The following is a 14,379-nucleotide window of genomic DNA, read 5'->3' as shown; positions in this document are numbered from 1 at the left end:
AGTTCGTACTTATCCAGTTCACCATAGTTGGTGCGAAGAGCACAGACTTTGCCAATCCGTCCAGTGGAAAGGGAACCGACCCCGGACCCCATGCCCCTGTTTTGCACTACATTGGTGCAATGTCCGACCCTGCACCCCCGCCGTCCCTCGACGCCCTCGGCACACCGCTGGCCTGGTCCGGGCCCGATGGCCGCATCGCCGGCTGTAATCCGGCCTTCGCGCGCTGGCTGGGCGTCAGCGGCCGGCGCCTGCTCGGCCAGCCGTTGGCCGCGCTGGAAGTGCAGGGCGAGGCGCTTGCCCATTTCCTGGCCCGCGACGAGCGCGACAGCCTGCGCCTGAACCGGCTGGCGCTGGCCTTGCCGGGTGAGGCGGCGCGTTTCGCCGAAGGCTGGATGAGCCGACGCGACGATGGCGGCTGGCTGCTGGAGGCGCATCCGGTCGATGAGTTCCCCGGGCTTGACCCGACCCAGGCCCTGCCCAGCGCGCTCAGTGCGGCGCTGAAGGGCCTGGCGCATGAACTGCGCAATCCGCTGGCCGGGTTGAAGGGCGCCGCACAGCTGCTGGCCCGCCGCGCGGCGCAGCGCGATGCCAGCGAACGCGAGTTGATCGATCTGATCGGTTCGGAGATCGAGCGGCTCAATGGCCTGCTGGAGCAGCTGCTGTCACCGGCGCCGGCCGCACCGCACGCGGCGCTGAACATCCACGCCGCGTTGGAGCGCGTGCTGCGCCTGGCCGAGAACGAGGCCGGCTGGGCGGTGCGCCTGCAGCGCGATTACGACCCCAGCATCCCCGAATTCGACGGCGACGCCGACCGCCTCACCCAGGCGGTATGGAACCTGGTGCGCAATGCCATCCAGGCCGGCGCCGGCAACATCACCCTGCGCACCCGCGTTGAACACGGGGTGCGCATCGCCGAACAGCTGCACACCCTGGCGTTGCGCCTGGAAATCGCCGACGACGGCCGTGGCGTGCCCGAGGAACTGGCCGAACACCTGTTCCTGCCGCTGGTCAGTGGCCGCGCCGAAGGCACTGGCCTGGGCCTGGCGCTGGCCCAGCAGGTCGCACGCGAGCATCGCGGCACGCTGACCTACCGGTCGCGTCCGGGCCATACCGTATTCACCCTGCTGCTGCCGATCGGCAACGGCACCGCTGCCGCCGAGGAGGCCCCGCGCGATGTCTGAGTCTTCCTCGTCCGCGCCGTGCATCTGGGTCGTCGACGATGACCGCGCCGTGCGCTTCGTGCTGTGCACCGCGCTGCGCGAGGCCGGCTACCAGGTGGTCGACTTCGACAGCGCGGCACCCGCGTTGAAAGCGCTGGCCGAAAGCCCGCCGCCGGCGCTGCTGTTCACCGACGTGCGCATGCCCGGCGACGATGGCCTGGTGCTGCTGGACAAGCTGAAGGCCGCGCTGCCGCAGCTGCCGGTGGTGGTGATGTCGGCCTACACCGATGTCGCCAGTACTGCCGGTGCGTTCCGCGGCGGTGCGCACGAGTTCCTGTCCAAACCGTTCGACCTGGATGATGCGGTAGCGCTGGCCCAGCGCGTGCTGCCTGCAGTGGAGCCGGCCTTGGCTGCGCCCACTCCCGCCGCAGACGCAGCCAGCGACCAGCCGCCGCAGCTGGTGGGCGACACGCCACCGATGCGCGCGCTGTTCCGCGCCATCGGCCGCCTCGCGCAGGCGCCGCTGGCGGTGTTGATCATCGGCGAGACCGGTACCGGCAAGGAGCTGGTGGCCAACGCGCTGCACCGCGAATCGCCACGTGCGCAGCATCCGTTCGTCGCCCTGAACACCGCCGCCATTCCCGCCGAGCTGCTGGAAAGCGAGCTGTTCGGCCACGAGGCGGGTGCGTTTACCGGCGCGCAGCGGCGCCACATCGGCCGCTTCGAACAGGCCAACGGCGGCACTCTGTTCCTCGATGAAATCGGCGACATGCCGTTGCCGCTGCAGACGCGCCTGCTGCGCGTGCTCGCCCAGGGCGAATTCTTCCGCGTGGGTGGACGCGAACTGATCCGCGTCGATGTGCGTGTGGTCGCCGCTACTCATCAGGATCTGGAAGGCCTGGTCGCGCAGGGAAAATTCCGTGCCGACCTGCTGCACCGCCTGGATGTGGTGCGCCTGCAGCTGCCGCCGCTGCGCGAGCGCCGCGAGGACATCGCACAACTGGCCACCACCTTCCTGGCCGCGGCCGCACGCAAGCTCGATACGCCGCCCAAGCGCCTGACCGCTGCCGCCCTGCAGGCATTGCGCGAGCACGACTGGCCGGGCAACGTCCGCGAACTGGAAAACGTGTGCTGGCGGATGGCTGCACTGGCTGCCGCAGACACGATTGGCGTGGCCGATGTCGATACCGCGCTCAACCGCACCCGCAGCCGACGCAGCAGCACGGCCGCCGGCGATCCAGGCCAATGGGAAGCGCTGCTGTCCGAATGGGCACGCCGGCAGCTCGCCGAAGGCACCGAGGGCCTGCACGCGCAGGTCCGCGAACGGGTCGACCACGCCCTGCTGGAGGCGGCGCTGCAGATCACCCACGGCCGTCGCGCCGAAGCCGCCGCGCGGCTGGGCCTCGGCCGCAATACGCTTACCCGCAAGCTGGGCGCCGGTCGCCGTCGCGGTGGCCATTGAACGATACCTGCACGCGATCCTCGCACCCGCTTGCCGAACTGTTGATCCTCCATGGACGATGCCGTCCGTAGTGTTACCTGCAAGGAGTCCTCGATGCGTTTGTCCTTCGCCCTTCTGCCGCTGTCCGCCGCCGTGCTCCTGTCTGCCTGTGGCAGCGCGCCGAAGAAGCCGCAGCCCACACCGCCTCCGGCCACGGTGGTCAGCACCGCCAAGCAGGCCGAAGCCAATCTGGCGCCTGCCTCGGCCAGCATCGTCAGTGGCCGCCTGGCGTTGATGGTGGAACCCGGTGGCGTGCACCTCACCGGTCTGGTGGGAGGCCTGCAGCCGATGCAGCAGGCCGGTTTCCACATCCATGAGCGCGGCGACTGCAGCGCGGTGGATGCCAGCAGCGCCGGCAACCACTTCAATCCCGCCGGTGTCGCGCACGGTCGTGCCGGCAGCGGCAAGCACCACCTGGGCGACATCGACAACCTGCAGGCCGATGCGCAGGGCCGCGCCAACATCGATGTGCACCTGAAGGGCGTTACCCTGGGCGGAGGCGCCGCCACGGATATCGCCGGACGTTCGCTGGTGGTGCACGCCAGGGCCGACGACTATCGCAGCCAGCCCGCCGGCAATGCCGGCGTCCGCATCGCCTGCGGCGTGATCCGGGTAACCCGCTGATCACACCCCCGGCATTTTCCAAGGAGAGTTTTCATGCGTCTGATCCACACTTCGCTGTTCGCCGCCATCGCTGCACTGGGCCTGGCCGCCTGCAACCAGCAACCGGCCGCACCGGCCGCCGAAGCCCCGGCCACCACCCCGGCCGAAGGTTCGGCAGCACCGGCCGATCCGGCCACCGCACCGGCTACCGCAGCGGCCCCGGCAGCCAATGCCTCGGCCACTGCCGAACTGGCACCGACCCAGGGCAATGAAACCAAGGGTTCGATCACCTTCAAGCTGGTCGACGGCAAGGTTCACGCATCCGGCCAGATCACCGGCCTGAAGCCAGGCAGCGAGCACGGCTTCCACATCCACGAGAAGGGCGACTGCAGCGCGCCGGACGGCATGAGCGCCGGCGGCCACTTCAACCCGGGCAAGCAGGACCACGGCAACGTGGCCACCGATCCGCACCACGGCGGTGACATGCCCAACATCAAGGCCGACGACAAGGGTGTAGCCACCATCGATGGCCCGGTGTCGAGCAACGTCAACATCGGCAAGGGTGATGATTTCGACATCATCGGCCGCGGCCTGATCGTCCACGCCGACGCAGACGACTACAAGACCCAGCCGACCGGCAACGCCGGTGCGCGACTGGCGTGCGCGGTGATCAACAAGGCTCCGTAAGAAATGAAAAAACGCCGGCGCAAGCCGGCGTTTTTCTTTGCACTGCTTCCTGTAGAGCCGAGCCCAGGCTCGGCTGCTCTTCCGGGGCCCTGAGCCGAGCATGGGCTCGGCTCTACAACACGTCGCGGCCACCGTTTCCTATCAGCGCGCCAGCAGCTCGCGTGCGTCCTGCCCAGCTTCGCAATGCACGAACAGCACCGGCACACCGTGCGCTTCCAGCACTGCGGCCATCTGCCGCTGGCGCATCAGGAACTGCTCGTAGATGCCCTGCAGTCGCTCGCAGTCGCCCTTGCCGTGGTTGTAATGCGCGCACCAGCCGGCCGGGTCGAACAGCGCCATGCGCGCTTCGCCCTGCGTATAGCGCAGCAACGGCTCCGGCGCGTCACTCAGCCACTCGTCCTGGCCCGGGGCCATGATCGCGGTTTCAATCAGCGGCCACAGCGCGGCCAGGCCCTGGTTGTCGTACTGCATCGACATCATCGCGGCCAGATCGTTCACGGTGAAATAGCGCGCATGCTCGACGCGCGCACCGAACGTGTTCTGTGCCATCAGCGCGGTATCGGCATGGGCCATGCCATTGGCCAGCAGCACCTCTTCCAGTGCATCGGCCACGGCCGACGTGGTTGCCACCTCGCTGCCGGTCAGCAGGAACGGCACCACCCGCAGGCCACCGCCGACCAGGGTGGCGTCGGCCTGGAACGGCAGCGGCACATCACCGTTGGCATCGGCGCCGAAGGCCAGCACGCGCGGGCCCTGGTTGCGGCCGGGCGCACGCATCTGCAGTTCTTCCAGGCGGCGATGGATCGGCCAGCCCGGGCGAAGCACTTCGGCCGGATCGAAATGGGCGGCGGCGAACACCAGGTCCAGCTCGGCCACCTGTGGCACCAGCTTGGACAGGTCGCGGCCGACGCGTTCGGCCAGTTCACCGGCCTGTTCAGCGCTGAGCACCGCCTGGCGGGGGATTTCGCCGCCGGCCAGTTCCAGGGCCAGCACGCCAAGGGCATTCATCGCAGGGTCGGGTTTGCTCATGGTTCCACGGTTGGCCCATCACAGGGCGGCAGCTACACTTGGCCCCATTATGCCTGCTCTGTCGTGCAGGCCATGTTGCAGACACCCTCATCCATGCCAGGTATCTCCATGCCCAACGCTCGTCCCGTCGCCATCCTCGGTGGCGTCCGCATTCCGTTCTGCCGTCAGAACACCGCGTATTCGGATGTCGGCAACCTCGGCATGTCGGTGCGCACGCTGGGAGCGCTGGTCGAGCGCTTCGGCCTGCACGGCCAGCAGCTGGGCGAAGTAGCGATGGGTGCGGTCATCAAGCACTCCAGCGACTGGAACCTGGGCCGCGAAGCCACGCTGTCTTCGGGCCTGTCGCCGTTGACCCCCGGCATCACCCTGCAGCGTGCCTGCGGTACCTCGCTGGACAGCATCATCACGGTCGCCAACAAGATTGCGCTGGGCCAGATCGAGTCCGGCATCGGCGGCGGTTCCGATACCACCTCCGACGTGCCGATCGTGTACGGCAAGAAGCTGCGTGCGCGCCTGCTGGCGGCCAACCGTGCCAAGAGCACGGGCGACAAGATCCGCGCGCTGACCTCGGGCTTCAAGTTCGCCGAGCTCAAGCCGGAGTTCCCGGGCGTGGCCGAGCCGCGTACCGGCAAGAGCATGGGCGACCATTGCGAGGACATGGCCAAGGAGTGGAACATCTCGCGCGACTCGCAGGACGAGTGGGCGGTGTCCTCGCACAAGAAGCTGGCTGCCGCCTATGAGCGCGGCTTCTTCAACGACCTGATCGCACCGTTCCGCGGCGTCGAGCGCGACAACATCCTGCGCGCCGACACCTCGCTGGAGAAGCTGGCCACGCTGAAGCCGGCCTTCGACAAGGTGTCCGGCCGCGGCACCCTGACCGCTGCCAATTCCACCCCGCTGACCGACGGCGCCGCCGCCGTGCTGCTGGCCAGCGAAGAGTGGGCGCGGGCGCATGGCCACGAGCCGCAGGCCTACCTGCGCGACGCACACGTGTCGGCCGTCGATTTCGTGCACGGCGAAGGCCTGTTGATGGCACCGACCGTGGCCGTGCCGGAGATGCTCAAGCGCAACGGCCTGACCCTGCAGGACTTCGACATCTACGAGATCCACGAAGCCTTCGCCGCACAGGTGCTGTGCACCCTGCGCGCGTGGGAGAGCGAGGATTACTGCCGCAACCGGCTGGGCCTGGATGCACCGATGGGCCGCATCGACCCGGACAAGATCAACCTGCTGGGCTCGTCGCTGGCCACCGGCCACCCGTTCGCCGCTACCGGCGCACGCGTGATCGCCACGGCCGCCAAGCAGCTGGCCGAGCGCGGCGGTGGCCGTGCGCTGGTGTCGATCTGCACCGCCGGTGGCATGGGCGTGGTGGCGATCGTCGAACGTTGATGCGACTGCTCGGGTAGATGCCAAGCTCGCTTGGCACTGCTCGAAGAGCATCCACGCATGGCGTGGATCTACACACGAGAACGCCGCCCGATGGGCGGCGTTTTCGTTGATTGCATCCTCTGATGGGTGCCGACCGTTGGTCGGCACACTTCAACCATGGTTACGGCATCCGCGGGTTGCCGAATTCGTCGCGTTCCTCGTTGGCGTCATACACCGGCGGCAACGGTGCAATCGACTGCTCTTCAACGGTCGCATGCAGCGGCGGGTCGACCACTGCTGCCGATGCGCGCACCAGCGCCACGCTGTCCTCGCCACGCTGCAGGCGCAGTGCGTTGGTCAGGCACTGCGCGGCCAGCACGTGCTCGCCACGCTGTGCGAAGGCTTCACCCAGCGCCTCCCATGCAGGGGCGCCGGCACCCGCGGCAATGGCTTCATGCAGGAACGCATCGGCGGCATCCCACTGCTGCTGCGCCAGCGCGATGCGGCCCTGGGCCAGGCGCAGGGCGGCGGAGTCGTCGTGCACGTTGCGCCAACGCTGCAGGTTGGCCTGGCGTGTAGCCAGACGCTCGGCTGGCAGACGGCCATACACGGCCACCAGCTCGTCATCCCAGCGATGGTCCAGCGCCTGCTCAAGCGCCAGCAGTGCCGGTTCGTCCCAGTCCAGTGCAACCGCACGGGTGGCGTAGGCGGCAACCACGTCCGGGGTCGGTCGCAGCGCCTTCGGCGTGGCTTCCCATTGCGTAGCCAGTGCGTTGACGTCGCCTGCTTCCAGCAGCGCCTGCGCGGCCAGGCGGGCTTCCAGTTCGCTGCTGGCCTCGGCCGGCAGCACCTTGGTCTGGCGTAGCGCACCCAGCTGGCCATAAGCCTCGTGCGCGCGACCAGCGCGTGCCAGCGCTTCGGTACGCAGCCACAGACCGCGCGGCGGCAGCGGCTGGATCGCCGCCACGTCCAGTGCGTTGATCGCATCCACCGGCAGATCGTTGGCCAGCAGCTGTTCGGCGCGCAGCAACGCCTGCAACGTCGCATCGCTTTCGCCCAGACGCTGCAGCAGCGCCTCGGCAGCGGGTGCATCGGCGCGCACCTGTGCACTGCGCACGGCATTGGCCAGCGCAACGCCACTGACTTCCGGATCCTTGGCGGCGCCGTCCAGCAGCTTCTCAGCGCGCTGCCACTGACCATGCTCGTAGGCCAGCAGGCCATCGATCAGGCGCACCCGGCCCTGCTTGCGGCGGTAGCGGCCCCAGGCACGGAACGGTGCGGCGATCAGGCTCCACAGCAGCCACAGCACCAGCACGCCGATCACCGACAGCAGCGCCACCTTCGGCAGGTTGCTGTGGTAGTCGTAGCCGGCGTAGCGCAGGGTTACTTCGCCGTAGCGGTTCAGGTCATCGGTGCCGAGCCATTGCGCGGCAACCACGCCAATGGCCACTGCCAGCAACAGCACGACCAGTGATTGCAGGGGTTTCATACGGGCTTACCTCCGGTCGGTCTGGGTACGCAGTTGTTGCAGGGTGCTGCCAAGCACGGTGTCGTCGGCCTGCAATGGCAGCGTGCGCAGGGCATGGAGTTCAGCACGTTGCGCGCGCAGGTCCGGTGAATCCGGCCAGCGCCGCTGCGCCCAGAGATCGATTCTGTTCAGCGCGGCGTCGCGGCCGCTGCCGTCGCCGCGCTCGATCGCGGCGCGGGCCAGGGTCAGTTCCAGCTGCAGCGCCGTGTCGATGGTGGTGCGCTCGGCCGAGGTCAGCGGGCCGTTCAGACGGCTCGGGGTGATGTCCACGAAGGGCGCCAGCGCGGCCTGCCACCACGGTTTTGCGGTGTTGTCGGCCGGCGTCTGCGTGATCTGCGAAGGCAGGCCCTGCAGCGCCTTGCCCAGTGCGTCCAGGCGTTGCAGCGACTGCACGCGAGGGCCCGCGCCCAACGCATCCAGCGCGTTGCGTTCCTGCACCAGTGCCTGGCGCAGGTTCAGGCCGTCGCTGTCGGGAAGATCGGCCAATGCCGTGGCGGCCAGCGCATACAGCCGGCGCGAGCCCTCCACGTCATCGGCGAAGGCCAGACGCTGCGCAGCCTGGGTCAGCAGCAGTTCGGCCTCGTCGCGCTGCACCGCCTGGCGGCCCTGGTTGGCGCTGTCGGCCAGTTTGGCCAGGTTTTCTTCGAGCAGGGCGCTGCGCTGCGACAGGCCCAGCACTTCGTCGCGCAGCACCCGGTTGGTGGTGGCCGCATCCTGCAGGCGCTGGCTGGCGGCGCGCTGGTCGCGGCGCAGGGCCTCGACCGTGTCCTCCAGCCCCTTCAGCTGCACGGCGGTGGTCTGCGCCTGCGCCAGCTGGTCGCTCTGCTGTTTCTGCCAATAGTGGTAACCGGCATAGCCGCCCGCGCCCAGCACCGCCAGCGCGGCAAGCGGCAGCAGCCAGCGCATGGGGCGATGGGGCGATGGAGCGGGCGGCAGAGTGTCGTTCATCGGGCTTCCTTGTCGGCGGCAACACCGGAACAGATCCGGCAGGCAGCGTTGTGCACAGCATCACTGTTGCCGACGACACCGGCAAGCCGCTGCCGGGTGCCTGTTCAGGTCGCTGCCGGGCCGGTGAGCGCAGCGTGTGCAGCGGCGATCAATTGAAGGTGGGTGGGACCCTCGCTGCGTACTACCCGGGTCAGCCCCAGCGCCTGCGCCTGCACGCCCAGCCGGTCGCTGGCCACCAGCGCGATCGCGTTCGCCTGCAGCCGCTGCTGCCAGTGCGCAGGCAGCTGCTGCCAGAAACGCTGCAAGGCCTCGCCGCTGCTGATGGCCAGCAGCCAGGGCGTCGGAGAACGGGCCAAACGCGCCAACATGCGCCGCGACAAGCGCAGCGGCAGCCGTCGGTAAACATCGGCGCGGATGATCTGTGCGCCGGCGGCCTGCAGTTCGGCGGCAATCAGGCCACGCCCTCCCGGTGCGGTCACCAGCCCGATCCGCATGCCGCGTACATCGCCCAGCACCGGCAGCGCCAGCAGGCCTTCGCTGTCCATCCGCTGGGGCGCATGGACGTCGGCGACGCCATGCGCCAGCAGCGCGCGCGCGGTGCCTTCGCCCACCGTCAGCCACGGGCTGCGTTGCGCAGCTGCCAGCGGTATCAGGCTGGCCGCCGCCGCGACGGCCGCCGGGCTGGTGAACACCACCCGATCGCTGGTCAGCGCCCGTTGTAGTTGCTGCAATGCGGCAATGTCCTGCAAGCGCTGCAGCCGCCAGGGCGAAAGCGCGACGGTACGGCCTCCCAGCCCTGCTGCGGCGTGGCGCAGCGCCGCCTGCTGACCCTGCGGGCGCAGTGAGATCAGGGTCCAGCCAGTGGGTATCGTATGGTCGGCCATTCCCGTCATTATGCGGGCCCTTTGTTGTCGTGGTTGCTGCTGATGGCTGTTGATGCCCTGACCTCTTCGCTGGCTGCCCTGCAGGACGTGCTGGACTGCATGCCGGCGGTCCGCGCGATGCAGATCCGCCTGGATGGCTATGCCGACGGCGTGCTGCGCATCACCGCGCCGCTGGTGGCCAACGTCAACGACAAGGGCAACGCGTTCGGTGGCAGCCTGGCCTCGGTGCTGACCCTGTCCGGCTGGGCGCTGGTCAGCCTGCGCCTGCGCCTGGCCGGCCACGACGCCGAGGTCTACGTGGCCGACAGCAACCTGCGCTACCTGGCGCCGGTCTATGAAGACCTGCATGCCCACGCCGAAGCCACCGGAAGCGGCGCCTGGGACACCTTCCTGGCCACCTTCCGCCAGCGCGGCAAGGCCCGCATCAGCATCGTCGCGACCCAGCCCGGCGCCGATGGCAAGGCCGCGGCCGAATTCAGCGGTCGTTTCGTTGCCTTCGCCAAAGGGTAGGATGGCAGGCTGACGCCCTGCGGAACCCACCGATGCGCCGCCTCATCCAGATCCTCCTGTGTTCCCTGCTGCTGCTCAGCGCCGCTGCCGGTGCTGCCGCCGACGACCTCAGCCGCAAGCAGCGCAAGCTGCTGGAAGAGACCCAGATCGCCTACGGCGCCACCATCCGCTGGGGCAGCATGGACGATGCCATCGGTTACCTGGACCCGCAGCTGCGCAAGTCCAAGCCGCCGACCGAGTTCGAGCTCAACCGCTATGCGCAGCTGCGCGTGTCGTCCTACCGCGAGCGCAGCACGGCAGCGCTGGAGGGTGGCGTGGTCGAGCGCCGGGTCGAAATCGGGGTGATCAACCAGAACACCCAGGCCGAGCGCACCGTGGTGGTCACCGAGCGCTGGCGCTGGGATCCGGAAGCCAAGCGCTGGTGGCAGAGTGCAGGCCTGCCGGACCTCTGGCAGGGGCAGTGACGGCGCGCGTCCGGCTTGTGCGACAATCGGCGCCCGCTTAATCGACCCGTGACCTGAGTGAATTACGAAGAGTTGCTGGCCTTCGCTGGCCGAAACCCGATGCTGTCCGCGGCCCTGGTCGGCCTGACCGTGGCCCTCATCGTCACCGAAATCCGCCGCCTGTTCAGGGGCTTCAAGGGCATCAAGCCCGCCGAACTGACCCAGCTGATCAACGCGGGCGGCACGGTGGTGGTGGATCTGTCGCCCAGCGCTGATTTCGAAAAGGGCCACATCGCCGGCAGCCGCAGCGCCCAGGCCAGCGCGTTCGGCCCCGAGCACAAGCTGGTGGCCAACGCCAAGCAGGCCCCGGTGGTACTGGTGTGCCGCAGCGGCAACGCGTCCGAGACCGCCGCCAAGGCGCTGAAGAAGGCCGGCTTCGAGAAGGTCTTCGTGCTCGACGGCGGCATCCCCGCATGGCAGCAGGCAGAACTGCCGCTGGTCAAGGGCCGCAACTGATCGCAGGCGGTGGCGGATGTGGCCTTGTTTGCGCCCTCCGCCGCCCCCATCGCAGTAATTCGACCATCGTTTTCATTGCATTCACTGGAGTTACTGGAAATGTCCGAAGAGACCACCAACGGCGCTGTCGCGCCGGTCGATGCCGCCACCGGCCCCGCGTTCACCGTCGAGAAGATCTACGTCAAGGACGTTTCCTTCGAGTCGCCGAATGCGCCGTCGATCTTCAACGACCAGGTGCAGCCGGAACTGCAGCTCAACCTGAACCAGCAGGTCCAGCGTCTGGGCGAGAATGCCTTTGAAGTCGTGCTGGCCGTGACCCTGACCTGCCAGGCCGGCGAGCGCACCGCGTACGTGGCCGAAGTGAAGCAGGCCGGCGTGTTCGGCCTGGTCGGCCTGGACCCGCAGTCGATCGACGTGCTGCTCGGCACCCAGTGCCCGAACATTCTGTTCCCGTACGTGCGCCAGCTGGTCAGCGACCTGATCCAGGCCGGCGGCTTCCCGCCGTTCTTCCTGCAGCCGATCAACTTCGAAGGCCTGTACGCAGAAACCCTGCGCCAGCGCCAGGAGCAGGGCGACGCACCGTCGCTGGCTGACTCCGAGCCGGCCGGCAACGCCTGATCCCGGCCGCGACGTCACGGATGAGCACTACCGCTGACAAGATTGCCGTACTCGGCGCCGGTTCCTGGGGAACCGCGCTGGCTACGCTGCTCGCCCGGCACGGTCGCCAGACCGTGCTGTGGGGGCGCGATGCCGCCGTGGTTGAAGCCATCGACCAGCGCCACGAGAATCCGCGCTACCTGCCGGGCATTCCGTTGCCGGAATCGCTGCGCGCCACCACCGACCTGGCGTCGGCGGTGGAGGGTGCCGCCTGGATCCTGGTGGTGACCCCGTCGCACGCATTCGGTGAAACCGTCCGCGCGCTGGCGCCGCTGCGACCGGCCGGTGCCGGCGTGGCCTGGGCGACCAAGGGCTTCGAGCCCGGTTCCGGCCGCTTCCTGCATGAAGTGGCGCGCGAAGTGCTGGGTGAGGACGTGCCGCTGGCCGTTGTCACCGGGCCGTCGTTCGCCAAGGAGGTAACCCTGGGCCTGCCGACCGCGATCACCGTGCACGGCGACGTGCCCGAGTTCGCGCAGACGGTGGCCGAGGCGATGCATGGCCCGGCGTTCCGCGCCTACACCGGCGACGACATGGTCGGTGCCGAACTGGGCGGTGCGATGAAGAACGTGCTGGCCGTGGCCACCGGCGTGGCCGATGGCATGCAGCTGGGCCTGAACGCCCGTGCCGGCCTGATCACCCGTGGCCTCAACGAGATGCTGCGCCTGGCCGCAGCGATCGGCGCCAAGCCGGAAACGCTGATGGGCCTGGCGGGTCTGGGCGACCTGGTGCTGACCTGCACCGGCGACCTCTCGCGTAACCGCCGCCTGGGCCTGGCCCTTGGCCGCGGGCAGACGCTGCAGGACGCCATCCGCGAAATCGGCCAGGTGGTCGAGTCGGTGCAGACCGCCGACGAAGTGATGCGACAGGCGCGCCGTCATGGCATCGACCTGCCGATCTCCGACCGTGTGCGCGCCGTGCTGCATGGCGAGCAGACCCCGGAAGAAGGATTGCGTGCGCTGTTGGCACGCGAACAGAAACCGGAGTATCCGGATACGCTGTTCAAGTGAATCGAAGAACCCCGGCTCAGCGCCGGGGTTTTTTTTGTGCGTGCGCGAAACCCATCCACGCATGGCGTGGATCTACTGGCTGGCGGGTAGAATCACGCGGGCGCCAGCTGGGCGAATGCACACAGGACAGGGAATGACGTCTCGAATGATGGGAATGGCGGCGATGGTCGCGTTGCTGGCCGCGTGCACGCAGACGCCGGCACCCGCACCGGACGCAGGCACCGCTGCCACGCCCGCCGCTACCGCCGCACCGGCAAAGGAAGCCCCAGCCGCCACCGCCACGGTGGTCGAGAACGAGCCGTCCATCGAAAACGGCGTGGACCCTTCGGTGTGGGACAACGAAGGTGAACCGGAAGGAGAGAGCCCCGGCGCGGAGCTCACCTGCAAGGACAATCCGCTGGCCACCTATTTCTTCACCCTGGTCGGCGGCAACAGCGTGGACGACTGCGGCCGCAAGGACCCGAAGGTGCTGGCCGCGTTCAATGCTCTGATGAAGAACACTGCGGCGGCCGAATCGCCCGACAAGAGCATCCCCTCCCTGCGCGAACGCCTGCTGAGCGGTCCCAGCGGGCCTGGCGAACTGATGGTGCTGCAGGGCGAGCCGTGGTGGCTCTACACCGCCTGCCAGGCGCACCAGTGCCCGACCACCGCGTTGGCGATGCTGTACTCGCCGACGCAATCGAAGATGGTCGGTCGCCTTACCGCCCGCTGCAAAGTGTGGTGGCTGGGCGAGCCGACTGCGGAGCAGCGCGCCCTGATCGAGCGCGAGCGGCCGGTGGACGAGGCGATGCTGAAGGAAGAAGGCGATCCCTGCGAATGATGGGCGGTAACGCCGGAAGCGTTGCCGGCGTTATTCCTCCGGCCGCATCCGCGCGCTGACCTGCGCGGTCAGCGCCAGGCACGCCATCATCAGGCCTTCCATCACCCGATCGCCCACGTATTCGTCGTCCGGGCCGTTCTGGCGGACCCGCTCGGCCGCCAGCAGCATTTCCAGCGCTACGCGCAGGCCCGCCAGTGCGCAGTCCGCATCGGCCAGAGCCATGCGACGGCCGGGCATCTGGTGACGCTCCGGCCAGGGTTGACCATCGGCGGCTGCGCCTTTTCCAATCCGCGTCAGCGTGGCGATGAAGGCCGCGGGATTGAGCGCAGGTGCTTGTTCTGATGACGCATCGTCCGCAGCGCGATAGGGGTGGGGACGGGGGAATTCCGGTGCAGTCATGGCTGGGGCTCCGTGCAGGACAGACGGTAGCCGCCACACAAAGGTGGCGGGCGGAGACGTGGCTCGAAAACCGGGACAATGAACCGGCAGGCACAGGGCCTCCACGCTCCGCCCGCCGCAGCCGGCAGACGGATTGCCGACCGGCGCCACGCGAGGTGACGCCGGCCGGCAAGCGTAATCACTTCATTGTCGATACGGGTTTTCGAGGCCCGGCCACCCCAGATGAGGTGGCCCGTCATCTGTACCTGTGCCGACGCGTAGCGCCAATCAGAAGAGTTGCATTCAACGCCTGATGCAAGACGCTTTCAGCATTCTCCCA

The 14,379-nt window shown here is 68.4% G+C and carries 16 protein-coding genes; 11 read left to right on the top strand and 5 right to left on the bottom strand.

Going from position 1 to position 14,379, the window contains the following annotated elements:
- Nucleotides 1-119 precede the first annotated feature (119 nt).
- The 4 genes from AC13GI_RS13725 (at nucleotide 120) to AC13GI_RS13710 (ending at nucleotide 3,951) form a co-directional block, all read left to right on the top strand.
- Nucleotides 120-1,181 carry a two-component system sensor histidine kinase NtrB gene (locus tag AC13GI_RS13725; RefSeq protein ID WP_099819524.1) on the top strand — a complete coding sequence of 354 codons (1,062 nt, stop codon included), beginning with the start codon at nucleotides 120-122 and terminating at the stop codon, nucleotides 1,179-1,181.
- Nucleotides 1,174-2,622, top strand: a complete 1,449-nt coding sequence (ntrC, locus tag AC13GI_RS13720; RefSeq protein WP_447933789.1) for a nitrogen regulation protein NR(I) — start codon at nucleotides 1,174-1,176, stop codon at nucleotides 2,620-2,622. The genes AC13GI_RS13725 and ntrC overlap by 8 nt, the downstream gene beginning before the upstream one ends.
- 93 nt (nucleotides 2,623-2,715) lie before the next feature.
- A complete protein-coding gene (locus AC13GI_RS13715; protein WP_099819526.1) occupies nucleotides 2,716-3,285 on the top strand; it encodes a superoxide dismutase family protein in 570 nt (189 codons plus the stop codon).
- 33 nt (nucleotides 3,286-3,318) lie between these two features.
- Entirely contained in the window at nucleotides 3,319-3,951 is a 633-nt protein-coding gene (locus AC13GI_RS13710; protein WP_380655329.1) for a superoxide dismutase family protein, read from the top strand.
- A 141-nt stretch (nucleotides 3,952-4,092) separates the two neighbouring features.
- Here the strand turns inward: AC13GI_RS13710 and AC13GI_RS13705 are convergent, their stop codons facing one another.
- The gene (locus AC13GI_RS13705) at nucleotides 4,093-4,980 is read right to left on the bottom strand and encodes a hypothetical protein (protein ID WP_380655326.1); all 888 of its coding nucleotides are present in this window, start codon (nucleotides 4,978-4,980) and stop codon (nucleotides 4,093-4,095) included.
- Nucleotides 4,981-5,073: 93 nt separating this feature from the next.
- On the opposite strand from AC13GI_RS13705, the gene AC13GI_RS13700 reads away from it, so the two are divergent.
- On the top strand, nucleotides 5,074-6,369 hold the full coding sequence (locus tag AC13GI_RS13700) for an acetyl-CoA C-acetyltransferase (RefSeq protein ID WP_088100805.1): 1,296 nt from the start codon (nucleotides 5,074-5,076) through the stop codon (nucleotides 6,367-6,369).
- A gap of 160 nt (nucleotides 6,370-6,529) precedes the next feature.
- On the opposite strand, the gene AC13GI_RS13695 is transcribed toward AC13GI_RS13700, so the two are convergent.
- The 3 genes from AC13GI_RS13695 to AC13GI_RS13685 form a co-directional block, all read right to left on the bottom strand.
- Nucleotides 6,530-7,837, bottom strand: coding sequence for a heme biosynthesis HemY N-terminal domain-containing protein (locus tag AC13GI_RS13695; RefSeq protein WP_380655322.1), 1,308 nt, complete (start codon nucleotides 7,835-7,837; stop codon nucleotides 6,530-6,532).
- A 6-nt stretch (nucleotides 7,838-7,843) separates the two neighbouring features.
- Nucleotides 7,844-8,824 (bottom strand): uroporphyrinogen-III C-methyltransferase, encoded by a 981-nt coding sequence (locus AC13GI_RS13690; RefSeq protein WP_482996578.1) that lies wholly within the window; start codon nucleotides 8,822-8,824, stop codon nucleotides 7,844-7,846.
- A 104-nt stretch (nucleotides 8,825-8,928) separates the two neighbouring features.
- Nucleotides 8,929-9,717, bottom strand: a complete 789-nt coding sequence (locus tag AC13GI_RS13685) for a uroporphyrinogen-III synthase (protein WP_482996577.1) — start codon at nucleotides 9,715-9,717, stop codon at nucleotides 8,929-8,931.
- A gap of 33 nt (nucleotides 9,718-9,750) precedes the next feature.
- Here AC13GI_RS13685 and AC13GI_RS13680 point away from each other — a divergent pair, with 33 nt between their 5' ends.
- From AC13GI_RS13680 to AC13GI_RS13655, 6 genes are all read left to right on the top strand, one after another.
- On the top strand, nucleotides 9,751-10,218 hold the full coding sequence (locus AC13GI_RS13680; protein WP_089242022.1) for a YiiD C-terminal domain-containing protein: 468 nt from the start codon (nucleotides 9,751-9,753) through the stop codon (nucleotides 10,216-10,218).
- A 32-nt stretch (nucleotides 10,219-10,250) separates the two neighbouring features.
- Entirely contained in the window at nucleotides 10,251-10,682 is a 432-nt protein-coding gene (locus AC13GI_RS13675) for a hypothetical protein (RefSeq protein WP_099819532.1), read from the top strand.
- Nucleotides 10,683-10,739: 57 nt separating this feature from the next.
- Nucleotides 10,740-11,177 carry a rhodanese-like domain-containing protein gene (locus AC13GI_RS13670; RefSeq protein ID WP_025875933.1) on the top strand — a complete coding sequence of 146 codons (438 nt, stop codon included), beginning with the start codon at nucleotides 10,740-10,742 and terminating at the stop codon, nucleotides 11,175-11,177.
- Nucleotides 11,178-11,276: 99 nt separating this feature from the next.
- Nucleotides 11,277-11,795, top strand: coding sequence for a protein-export chaperone SecB (gene secB / locus AC13GI_RS13665; protein ID WP_025875931.1), 519 nt, complete (start codon nucleotides 11,277-11,279; stop codon nucleotides 11,793-11,795).
- 20 nt (nucleotides 11,796-11,815) lie between these two features.
- On the top strand, nucleotides 11,816-12,841 hold the full coding sequence (locus AC13GI_RS13660; protein WP_025875929.1) for an NAD(P)H-dependent glycerol-3-phosphate dehydrogenase: 1,026 nt from the start codon (nucleotides 11,816-11,818) through the stop codon (nucleotides 12,839-12,841).
- 133 nt (nucleotides 12,842-12,974) lie between these two features.
- The gene (locus AC13GI_RS13655; protein WP_482996576.1) at nucleotides 12,975-13,661 is read left to right on the top strand and encodes a hypothetical protein; all 687 of its coding nucleotides are present in this window, start codon (nucleotides 12,975-12,977) and stop codon (nucleotides 13,659-13,661) included.
- Nucleotides 13,662-13,691: 30 nt separating this feature from the next.
- Here the strand turns inward: AC13GI_RS13655 and AC13GI_RS13650 are convergent, their stop codons facing one another.
- Entirely contained in the window at nucleotides 13,692-14,060 is a 369-nt protein-coding gene (locus tag AC13GI_RS13650) for a hypothetical protein (protein WP_482996575.1), read from the bottom strand.
- Nucleotides 14,061-14,379: the final 319 nt, after the last annotated feature.

Source organism: Stenotrophomonas sp. 82F1 (genome assembly GCF_056861525.1).
The sequence above is the reverse complement of the archived record's forward strand: the minus strand, read 5'-3'. Positions and strand labels throughout refer to the sequence as shown.

Coding starts and splice junctions, on each gene's coding strand:
- AC13GI_RS13725 (WP_099819524.1), top strand. CDS start 120: ATGTCCGACCCTGCACCCCCGCCGTCCCTCGACGCCCTCGGCACACCG.
- ntrC (WP_447933789.1), top strand. CDS start 1,174: ATGTCTGAGTCTTCCTCGTCCGCGCCGTGCATCTGGGTCGTCGACGAT.
- AC13GI_RS13715 (WP_099819526.1), top strand. CDS start 2,716: ATGCGTTTGTCCTTCGCCCTTCTGCCGCTGTCCGCCGCCGTGCTCCTG.
- AC13GI_RS13710 (WP_380655329.1), top strand. CDS start 3,319: ATGCGTCTGATCCACACTTCGCTGTTCGCCGCCATCGCTGCACTGGGC.
- AC13GI_RS13705 (WP_380655326.1), bottom strand. CDS start 4,980: ATGAGCAAACCCGACCCTGCGATGAATGCCCTTGGCGTGCTGGCCCTG.
- AC13GI_RS13700 (WP_088100805.1), top strand. CDS start 5,074: ATGCCAGGTATCTCCATGCCCAACGCTCGTCCCGTCGCCATCCTCGGT.
- AC13GI_RS13695 (WP_380655322.1), bottom strand. CDS start 7,837: ATGAAACCCCTGCAATCACTGGTCGTGCTGTTGCTGGCAGTGGCCATT.
- AC13GI_RS13690 (WP_482996578.1), bottom strand. CDS start 8,824: ATGAACGACACTCTGCCGCCCGCTCCATCGCCCCATCGCCCCATGCGC.
- AC13GI_RS13685 (WP_482996577.1), bottom strand. CDS start 9,717: ATGACGGGAATGGCCGACCATACGATACCCACTGGCTGGACCCTGATC.
- AC13GI_RS13680 (WP_089242022.1), top strand. CDS start 9,751: ATGGCTGTTGATGCCCTGACCTCTTCGCTGGCTGCCCTGCAGGACGTG.
- AC13GI_RS13675 (WP_099819532.1), top strand. CDS start 10,251: ATGCGCCGCCTCATCCAGATCCTCCTGTGTTCCCTGCTGCTGCTCAGC.
- secB (WP_025875931.1), top strand. CDS start 11,277: ATGTCCGAAGAGACCACCAACGGCGCTGTCGCGCCGGTCGATGCCGCC.
- AC13GI_RS13660 (WP_025875929.1), top strand. CDS start 11,816: ATGAGCACTACCGCTGACAAGATTGCCGTACTCGGCGCCGGTTCCTGG.
- AC13GI_RS13655 (WP_482996576.1), top strand. CDS start 12,975: ATGACGTCTCGAATGATGGGAATGGCGGCGATGGTCGCGTTGCTGGCC.
- AC13GI_RS13650 (WP_482996575.1), bottom strand. CDS start 14,060: ATGACTGCACCGGAATTCCCCCGTCCCCACCCCTATCGCGCTGCGGAC.